At 46.7% G+C, this 7,319-nt stretch carries 8 protein-coding genes and 1 pseudogene; 7 read left to right on the top strand and 2 right to left on the bottom strand.

Going from position 1 to position 7,319, the window contains the following annotated elements:
- Positions 1-104: 104 nt before the first annotated feature.
- The 4 genes from AB7D94_RS15525 (at position 105) to AB7D94_RS15510 (ending at position 3,177) form a co-directional block, all read left to right on the top strand.
- The gene (locus AB7D94_RS15525) at positions 105-1,697 is read left to right on the top strand and encodes a RuBisCO large subunit C-terminal-like domain-containing protein (RefSeq protein ID WP_420266895.1); all 1,593 of its coding nucleotides are present in this window, start codon (positions 105-107) and stop codon (positions 1,695-1,697) included.
- Positions 1,698-1,761: 64 nt separating this feature from the next.
- Positions 1,762-1,974 (top strand): type II toxin-antitoxin system HicB family antitoxin, encoded by a 213-nt coding sequence (locus AB7D94_RS15520; RefSeq protein WP_420266894.1) that lies wholly within the window; start codon positions 1,762-1,764, stop codon positions 1,972-1,974.
- Entirely contained in the window at positions 1,961-2,170 is a 210-nt protein-coding gene (locus AB7D94_RS15515) for a type II toxin-antitoxin system HicA family toxin (protein ID WP_420266893.1), read from the top strand. Before AB7D94_RS15520 ends, AB7D94_RS15515 begins: the two co-directional genes overlap by 14 nt.
- A 404-nt stretch (positions 2,171-2,574) precedes the next feature.
- Positions 2,575-3,177, top strand: a complete 603-nt coding sequence (locus AB7D94_RS15510) for a hypothetical protein (RefSeq protein WP_420266892.1) — start codon at positions 2,575-2,577, stop codon at positions 3,175-3,177.
- A gap of 117 nt (positions 3,178-3,294) precedes the next feature.
- Here AB7D94_RS15510 and AB7D94_RS15505 read toward each other — a convergent pair whose 3' ends face one another.
- Positions 3,295-3,486 carry a hypothetical protein gene (locus AB7D94_RS15505; RefSeq protein ID WP_420266891.1) on the bottom strand — a complete coding sequence of 64 codons (192 nt, stop codon included), beginning with the start codon at positions 3,484-3,486 and terminating at the stop codon, positions 3,295-3,297.
- A gap of 268 nt (positions 3,487-3,754) precedes the next feature.
- On the opposite strand from AB7D94_RS15505, the gene AB7D94_RS15500 reads away from it, so the two are divergent.
- Complete coding sequence (locus tag AB7D94_RS15500; protein WP_420266890.1) at positions 3,755-6,070, top strand: TonB-dependent receptor plug domain-containing protein; 2,316 nt, start codon at positions 3,755-3,757, stop codon at positions 6,068-6,070.
- 24 nt (positions 6,071-6,094) lie between these two features.
- On the opposite strand, the gene AB7D94_RS15495 is transcribed toward AB7D94_RS15500, so the two are convergent.
- A complete protein-coding gene (locus tag AB7D94_RS15495) occupies positions 6,095-6,382 on the bottom strand; it encodes a hypothetical protein (RefSeq protein ID WP_420266889.1) in 288 nt (95 codons plus the stop codon).
- Between the two features lie 31 nt (positions 6,383-6,413).
- Between AB7D94_RS15495 and AB7D94_RS15490 the strand changes: the two genes are divergently transcribed.
- The gene (locus AB7D94_RS15490; RefSeq protein ID WP_420266888.1) at positions 6,414-6,836 is read left to right on the top strand and encodes an energy transducer TonB; all 423 of its coding nucleotides are present in this window, start codon (positions 6,414-6,416) and stop codon (positions 6,834-6,836) included.
- 75 nt (positions 6,837-6,911) lie between these two features.
- Positions 6,912-7,176: pseudogene (locus tag AB7D94_RS15485) on the top strand (transposase); the annotation flags it as partial.
- Positions 7,177-7,319 lie beyond the last annotated feature (143 nt).

The following is a 7,319-nucleotide window of genomic DNA, read 5'->3' as shown; positions in this document are numbered from 1 at the left end:
AAGGATGGCAACAAACTAAGCAACTACCGCTTACTTATGATGGAGAACAAATTTACAGCGAAAATCTCTTTACTTCTATGGCCGCGGTTTGGTATTAGTATAACGTGTATGCACCAATTGTCGTAACATATGAACTGACCGGCAAAGACGCCGCTGACGCATATAAGGCCGCCAAAGAGATTGCCTATGAACAGACGGTTGAGCTGCCCGTTGATTTTCAATTAAATGAAGAGATAACGAATCGCATAATCGGTGCGATAAGGCAAATCACTCCTATTAACGAAGGCCGGTATGCCGCTGAAATCGCATATGCCACCGAGATAACCGGCTGGCAGTTGCCGCAGCTTCTAAATGTCCTCTACGGCAATATCTCAATTAAGACAAATATCAAAATCACCGGCATAGAATTTCCCCTCCAATTTCTTGATACATTTAGAGGCCCTAACTACGGCATAGAAGGAATAAGGGCACTGCTTGGCGTATATGGCAGGCCGCTGCTTGCCACCGCACTAAAACCTATGGGGGCATCCCCCTCTGAATTTGCCGCAACCGCCTCCGCCTTCGCCCTCGGTGGCGGGGACATTGTAAAAGATGACCACGGCCTTGTTGACCACAGTTTTTGCGGCTTTAAAGAGCGCGTCCTTAAGTGCCTTGAGGCGGTAGAAAGGGCGACTGATAAGACCGGAAAGAGATGCCTCTACATCCCGAACGTCCTTGCCGGGGTAGATGCCATTGAAAGACAGGTGGAGTTTGCCGTTAGCCACGGCGCCGCAGGGATATTAATCGCCCCATATCTTGTCGGGTTAGATATGTCAAGGTATTTGGCTGCCAACTATCCAATTGTTGTAATGGCGCACCCGGCGCTCACGGGGACGAATTTCCATGATTGTCGCCACGGCATAACGCCGTCGGTGCTGCTTGGCACGATTTTTCGTCTGGCGGGTGCGGATGTGTCAATTTACCCGAATGTTGGGGGCAGGTTCAGTTTTGGTTCAGATGAGTGTACGCGATTAAATAATGCCCTTAGGGGCTGTTTAGGCGGCCTAAGGCCGTCGTTTCCCGCACCGGCCGGCGGCATGTCCCTCAATAATATTGCCGACATGGCGGCGCGTTACGGCCCTGATACGATTTACCTGATAGGCGGGGCGCTGCATGGACAAGACAAAAAAGACCTCTCTGTTGGTACACGCGTTTTTATGGATAAGATACGCGGGTTATTTATTGAACGTAAACCAGCCGCCAATCCCCTGTCCACCGCATCGTCATGCGATTTAAACGCGGGTAATTGCACATCGCCAGCCGCACCTGAAATCCACCTTTCATTCAGCAAAGATTACCGATGGGACGGCGTCACGCCGATGGTTTATAAGACCGGCGGCGAATTCGACTTTATGAACATCACAAGGCACGAACTGATCGGGAAAAACTTCGGTGGTACCGATTTCGATGTGAGATATTTTCAGATTGACGAGGGAGGGTACTCTTCCTTAGAGAAGCATGTCCATGTCCACGTAATCATATGCGTAAGGGGCACGGGGACATTGATTTGCGATGGCAGCAGCTACACGCTGCGACCATTTGACATTGCCTATGTGCCGCCTCTGTACATACACCAGCTTGCCAATGACGGCACTGAAGGGCCTTTTGGATTTTTCTGTATAGTAAACCACCTAAGGGATAAGCCGCTTAAGGGGTAGGTGTCAGATATGGATACCGCATTGATTTTTCGGGCATATTCTGATATACTAAGGGTATAAAGAGATGGAATTCCCTGTTATAATAAACAAATCGGAATACGGTTATGACGCTCATTGTCCGATGCTGAGAGGATGCCACAGCCAGGGGGATACGCTTGAAGAAGTGCAGGAAAATATCAGGGATGCTATTGTGACATATCTTGCAATGATTGAAGAGGAGTTAAAGGGCAATATCGTTTATAAAGTGGAAGTCCATCTTGTAAATGCTTTTCACTGATATATCTGCGGAGCGTGCGATTAAAGCATTCGGGAAATTTGGGTTCATAGTCGTCAGCAAAGGTAAGCATGTCGGGATGTCTGATGGAACTTATCGTCTTGTAATCCCAAACCACAAGCGCCTGAATCCATACACACTCAAGGCAATCATAAAAGATGCGGGAATTACAGATAACGATTTTAAAATGGCACTATAAAATATTCAAGACCTTACACCTTTAGTTCCCTTGGTAGTCAAATTAACGTGCTCATTATGTATCTCACCCAATAATCTTGAATTATGCAGTTGTTGTACAATATCAACTGCATGTTATGTTACATGATATATTATTATTTTAATTATAGGTAAACGTCAACATAGTGTTACAAAAAGTGTTTATAGTATAATATCATAAATATGCTGTATTACACTGTTTTGCTTCTTTAGTATTAAATAATTTTTCTACTTTTTTAAAAAAAACTTGTAATTTTGGCTAATCTGTAACTGATTTGTAACTGCTCATACTGTATAATATGGTTAGATAGGAACTAAGATTCACGGATATAAACATATAGAGAAGGTGGATTACAATCTACCTATAACGATTAAGGGGGGTGTGGAATGTTTGATGGCTTATCTAAATCTCATAACTATGTAGGAAAAGGTATCCAAAACACTGTAAAATACTTTGAGGCTGTCAGTAAGATAGTAGAGATATCGCCAGAACATGGTGAATATAAAGAACAATTACGTAAAATACTTAATATAATATGTGATATGCCTTGGATGTCTATGAGAACATCGGCATCTGTGTTCTTAGTTTCTGATAACCCCTGCATTCTTGAATTGTACTCACATGTTGGATTATCGGCAAATACCATAGAAACATGCAACAAGGTAAACATTGATTTATGTATGTCTGGACTCGCTGCCAAAACAGGTAAGATGATATTTAAAACATCGATACAAAAAGAAGACTGTCCCTATGTAAATCAGGATAATTTGACAAATCGTGGACAGTATTCGGTACCTATAAAATACAACCACAGGATATTAGGTGTCCTGAATATAAATGTACATGAAGGACATAATCCGAATGATTTAGAAATACAATTTCTTACAGATATATCAACAACATTATCTCTTCTAATTAAAAATCATCATTTAATGAAGGAGATTCAACATATGGATAATAAGTTTAAAAGAAACAGAATTACTCAATAAAAATGAATTGGAGTAGAATGGCAGGTGTCAGGTCTTGACATGTGACATAACATCAGAGAAAAAGGGATAAGATTCATATAATGTCACAGGGCAAGACCTTACACTTTGGGTTCGTTTTCATTTCATCAGGAGATATGCTATACTGACGCCCATAATGACTGTAAGAACGTCGGGACTTGGCTCATTAATGATATTAGACGCCGAAAGCGAAGGCATTTTGCGGCATGCTCTGAGGTTATCGGCTGTCGTGATTGTGATATGCCTCATAGCGTCTTTCTTGTCAGCGCCCGTAAATCTTACCTTTAACACGGGCAAACCTCTGGTTTGCAACTTGAACGTATGCAACTCATCAGGCCCTTCTCTGTTGTCAAATCATGACGCGACCTATCTCTGTGAAAGTCCCTGTACTCTTATCCCTTTAAAACCTGAAGGTGTCCATTTGATCGAAAATACAGTCTCTTTGCCCTTTTTTATACCCTTCCAGCCAGAACGCCCTCCAAAAGTCTGATTGATAGTTCATGGTTAGCGCAGAGAGTTCTGACAGGACTTCTGCAGAAAAAGATATGGAGGAACTATCATGAGAAAAATACTGCTTTTTTGCCTTTTATTGGGCGTCATTTTCAGCTTCACGGAGGCACCCGTTTGGGCGGCAGATAATGGAACAGTTGTAAGAGAATCATCTCCGGTAACTCTTGACGAGGCCGTGGTGAGCGCCAAACGTGACGCCGCAGCAAAGTCTCAGGATGGAGTTACTACGGGGAGTTGTCATTTAAATGTTACTCCAGGCGATTGGGTGCGCACCAGCAGCTCAGCCGAATTGCTCGCTGATGTTCCCGGCGTCAGTCTTCAGAAAAACGGTGGGGTGACTTCCCTCCCTTATTTGGATGGTCTGGGTGATGACCGCGTACGCATTAAGGTTGACGGCATGGATATGATTTCAGCCTGTGCCAACCACATGAATTCGCCGCTTTCCTACATTGACCCGACTAATGTAGGTTCGATAAACGTAGTGGCGGGCATCACGCCGGTCAGTATGGGTGGCGATAGTATTGCTGGTTCAATCATAGTAAACTCGGCCGCTCCAGAGTTCGCCAAGCCCGGAGAGGGTCCTCTGCTGAAGCTGCAAACAGGCGGCTATTATCGTAGTAACGGCAATGCCTTCGGGGCTAATCTTTCGACAAGCGCGGCTACCGATTTTATCAGTATTCGCTATTCCGGCTCAGTGGCCGAATCAGATGACTACAAGGCGGCCAAAGACTTCAAGGCGTCAGGCAATGCCGCAACAGACAGAGGCTGGTTAGACGGCGATGTGGTCGGCTCTTCAAGATACCAGGCCTACAACCACGCGGTTGATTTGGCGCTGAAAAAGGGAGACCACATGCTTCAGCTCAATGTCGGCATCCAGGAAATCCCGTATCAGGGATTTGCCAACCAGCGCATGGATATGACCGAGAATTTCAGCCAGCACTACAATTTACGCTACACCGGCAAATTCCAGTGGGGTGATTTGGAAGCCCGTGTTTATGACGAGCTTACGCGGCACAAGATGGACTTCGCCAACGACAAGCAGTTCTCCTATGGGAGCTCATCAACCTTCATAGCGCCTGGTATGCCGATGAACACGAGAGGGAATAATGCCGGTGCGCTGCTCAAGGCCGATTTTGACCTATCTGACCAGCATATTCTCAAGGTAGGTCTGGAGGCCCAACGTTACCGCCTCGACGATTGGTGGCCGCCGTCACCCTCAGTGCTGCCCGCCGGTTACACATCAGGGGGAATGGCTCCAAACACATTCTGGAACATTAATAACGGTAAACGTGACCGAATTGATGTCTTTACAGAATGGGACGCGCACTGGGACAAGCAGTGGTTCAGCGAGATAGGTGTCCGAAGCGATACGGTGATGATGAATACCGGAAATATTCAGGGCTACAACACCGGCTCAATGTACAACGGCTCACCTTTGTACCCTGCTGATACCTTCAATAATGCCAACCGCCAACGCACAGACTACAACGTTGACGTGACGGCCTTAACGCGCTATACACCCACATCAATGACGGATTTTGAGGCCGGTTTTGCCAGAAAGACCCGCTCACCCAACCTTTACGAGCGTTACGCATGGTCAACAAACACAATGGCGATGGAAATGGTAAACTTCGCAGGCGATGGAAACTACTATGTCGGAAATCTCGACCTGAAGCCGGAAGTAGCCAATACCATCAGCGGCACCGCCTACCTGCATGACACTGATCCTGAGCAATGGGGCTTTAAGGTCACGCCTTTTTATACCTATCTTGCGCACTACATTGACGCCCAACGCTGCCCAACATCCGTCTGCGGCACCAGCACTGCCGTCAAAAGCAGCCTGACCGCTACCACAGGCTTTGTTTATCTGCAGTTTGTCAATCAATCCGCGAATCTCTACGGCATTGACATCTCCAGCCATTACCTGATAGTAAAAAGCGCCGATTACGGCAGCGTAACAGCTACGGGTGCGGTGAATTACGTCAGGGGCAAGAACAAAACGACAGGCGATAATCTTTACAACATCATGCCGCTGAATGCCAAACTGGCCTTAGTCTATGGTATCGGCGGATTAAAAACTACGATTGAAGGCCAATTTGTGGACGCAAAAACTCAGGTTTCTCAGGTTCGCAACGAGGTCCCCACACCGGCATACGATTTACTGAATCTGCGCGCCAGCTATGAATGGAAGATGCTGCGGCTTGATGCCGGCATTGAAAACGTGCTGAACAAGTTTTACTACATGCCATTGGGCGGGGCATATGTCGGCCAGGGGGCAACCATGTCAAGCAGTTCGATTCCATGGGGTGTTGCCGTCCCCGGCTATGGCCGCTCGTACTACATTGGCATGACAGCAAAGTTCTGAAACGAAAACAATGGGGCGGCGGCATCACGCCGCCTCAATACCAATGATAGAATCAAGGATAATGACAGAACAAAACAAGGCATTAGTCTCTTCTGCTGCCATACACCTCATTCTGGTTTTGCTGGCCATTGGGGTCATGAGGGCTACGCCTCCAGAGAAAAAGACGTTGAGGATTGACTTTAGCCTTGTGGATAGGCCGGAGGCTATGCAGCCGAAGCAACCTGCCAGCAGGACAGAATCTGCGGAGCTAAAACGGCCGGTGCCACCAAGGTCTGCCAAAAAACATATCTCACTTGAAAAAAATGTCGTCATGCGGCCAGTGCATCATGTACAGCCGGTGGTCTTGACTGAAAATCAGGTTACGGCGGCAACACCGCAGCCACCACCGGGTTCGGATACCAGCGCAGGAGAGCGGGGAATTGCAGATGGCACTGAGCCAGTAAGCGCCACATCATCACCAGCGGCCACTACGGAAAGCATGGAGATAAAATACGTGAAGGCGCACTTTGGCGCTATCCGCAACGCCATAACAAGCAAACTTTCATACCCGCCGACGGCCCGCAGGATGGGTTGGTCGGGCACTGTTAAGGTTTCCTTTGTGGTCAATGAAGATGGAGGTGTGAGCAATGTAAAGGTCATTGAAACCTCTGGACATGAACTGCTCGACAATAGTGCTGTGGACACCATCACGCGTGGCTCACCATATCCTAAACCACCATGCAGGGCTGAGATAGTTATGCCCATTAAGTTCAGGCTGGATGAGTAAAACGAAGGATAGGTGTAAGGCCTTTAGGCCTGGACTACCGCAAGGCAGATATCGAAAGAGGTATTGGAGATGCTGTTAGAAGAGGAGCTGGAGGGGGCATCTTGGGTATGAGAGATACGACAGTGGAAATAAGGAGACAGACAATTCAAGGAACGGGCATAGCGCAAAAAAGGTCAGAGGGATGGCAGGGGAAATAGGTCTTGAAGTACCGAGGGATAGGAAGTTGGAATTTATGCCTGTAGTAGTGAAGAAAAGGCAGAGAGATATTTCCGGGCTGGACGAAAAGATAATAAGTATGTATGGCAAGGGGATGACAACGAGGGACATGCAGGATGACATAATAGAATATATATTAATCCGTAATTCTATTTTTAAATCATATGTGCATTAATAATCAGTGATTAGCGTATTTATGAAATATCTTAGTCTGTCATTCCGGCTTGCAGACTGTGTCACAATAGTAAAGCAGCCCCCCCCCCCCCC

Source organism: Candidatus Magnetominusculus dajiuhuensis (assembly GCF_046044395.1).
GTDB lineage: Bacteria > Nitrospirota > Thermodesulfovibrionia > Thermodesulfovibrionales > Magnetobacteriaceae > Magnetominusculus > Magnetominusculus dajiuhuensis.
Note: the sequence above shows the minus strand (reverse complement) of the source record. Positions and strands in the feature narration are given on the sequence as shown.